This is a genomic window from Bacillus sp. P4_D3, from assembly GCF_056401855.1.
Map to the genome: position 1 here is coordinate 1 of NZ_JBFUIN010000582.1, position 1,958 is coordinate 1,958.

Genomic DNA, 1,958 nt, shown 5'->3' on the forward strand with positions numbered 1-1,958 from the left:
ATAACGGTGTGACGGCTTTCTACCGAAACGAGGAAACTTTTGAATATAGTAGTATTACAGGGGATTTAGTTATTGTTACAATTCCGTTTTCGACAATGCGTTTTGTGGAAGTAGATCCATTTGATTCTATATCTCATGAAAAGTGGAAAGCAATTCGTGAATTGCATTATATGCCTGCGACGAAAATAGGCATTCAATTTAAAAGTCGATTTTGGGAAGAACAAGGGCAATTAGGTGGCAGAATTATAACAGATTTGCCAATTCGTTACGCCTATTATCCAAGCCATGGAATTGGAGAGAAAGGACCTGCTATGATGTTAGGAAGTTATACATGGTCTTATGATGCGTTACTATGGGATGGTTTATCAAAAGGGGATCGTATCTATTACACACTACAAAATTTAGCAACAATATTAGGTGGTCAAGTATATGATGAGTTCATGTCTGGAATATCAAAAAGTTGGACATTAGATCCATATGCACTTGGAGGATTTGCTCTTTTTCAAGCAGGTCAAGAATCTGAATTACAGCCAGTCATTGTGAAACCTGAGGGGAGAATATACTTTGCTGGAGATCATACAACGCTGTATCACGGATGGATTCAAGGTGCGATTGAATCCGGAGTTCGTGTGGCAGTAGAGGTGAATGAGTAAAAAATGTAAAATTCAGAAAAAACTTTACTATATATCTTGAGATGGATATTATTAAATATAAAAGGATTATGGGGAGTGTTTACTTTGAATCCATTGTTATTCGATTTTCCTTCTGAATTTTATACTGAAAGGCTTTTAATTAGAATGCCAAAACCAGGTGATGGTAAAGTTGTATATGAAGCAATTCAAGCTTCGATGAAAGAATTAAAGCCTTGGATGGTCTTTGCACAAAAAGAGCAAACAGAGGAAGAAATAGAAGAGAGTATTAGAAAATCACATATTCAATTTTTGCAGCGAGAAGATTTGAGATTACTAGTGTTTTCGAAAGAAACTGGCGAGTTTATTGCATCTGCTGGATTACATCGTATTGTTTGGGATATACMTCAATTTGAAATCGGGTATTGGGTTGATTCAAGGTTTAGTGGAAAGGGCTATATGGTAGAGGCCGCAAAAGGTATAACGGAGTATGCTTTCACTGAACTGAAAGCAAACCGGGTAGAAATTCGTTGTGATTCTCTAAATAAGAAGAGTAGAGCGATACCTGAAAAATTAGGTTTTAAATTAGAAGGGATTTTAGAAAGTGCGAGTGTTGCGGTAGATGAAAATGGATTAAGAGATATGTGTGTATTTGCAATGACGAGAAATACATATGAAAAAGAAGAGCTGTAAAGTAACGGCTCTTCTTTTTGTACATTATGGGACAGGATGTCCGTTAGAGCTTTCGAAAATTGTAAACCATTGTTGGCGGTCTAAGTTAACTTTTGTTGCCATTGCAGCCGTTTTTACTCGATCTAATTTGCCAGAGCCAACGATTGGCATCATTTTAGCTGAATGAGTAAGTAACCATGCATACATAACAGTATCAATGCTATCAACGCCTAGCTCAGTAGCAATTTTTTGTAAAGTTTCACGTAAACGTACAGCACGTTCAGTTTGGCCAGTAAAGATTTCTCCACCAGCAAGAGGTGACCAAATCATTGGATTGATTCGTTTTTCTTGGCATAAATCAATCGTACCTTTTTCAAAATGCTCAAGCTGCATCGCAGATACTTCAATTTGATTTGTAATGAGCGGGAAATCTAAATATGAACTTAACATATTAAATTGAGAAGGTAAAAAGTTAGAAACACCGAAGTGACGAACTTTTCCTTCTTGCTTTAAGCGTGAGAACGCTTCTGCCACTTCATTTGGGTCTGTGAATGGATCAGGGCGATGAATGAGCAATACATCAATATAATCTGTATGTAAGTTTTGTAATGAATCCTCCGCGCTCTTTATGATATGTTCAGCACTCGTATTGTAGTG

Annotated in this window: 3 protein-coding genes; 2 read left to right on the forward strand and 1 reads right to left on the reverse strand. The window is 36.8% G+C overall.

Going from position 1 to position 1,958, the window contains the following annotated elements; all coding sequences use genetic code 11:
• The coding region (locus tag AC1DTM_RS24300; protein ID WP_477001088.1) for a flavin monoamine oxidase family protein at positions 1-653 on the forward strand (653 nt) is incomplete at its 5' end.
• Positions 654-737: 84 nt separating this feature from the next.
• Positions 738-1,322, forward strand: a complete 585-nt coding sequence (locus AC1DTM_RS24305; protein ID WP_477001089.1) for a GNAT family N-acetyltransferase — start codon at positions 738-740, stop codon at positions 1,320-1,322.
• A 24-nt stretch (positions 1,323-1,346) separates the two neighbouring features.
• Here AC1DTM_RS24305 and AC1DTM_RS24310 read toward each other — a convergent pair.
• Positions 1,347-1,958: aldo/keto reductase (locus AC1DTM_RS24310; protein WP_477001090.1), on the reverse strand; the 612-nt coding region annotated here is incomplete at its 5' end.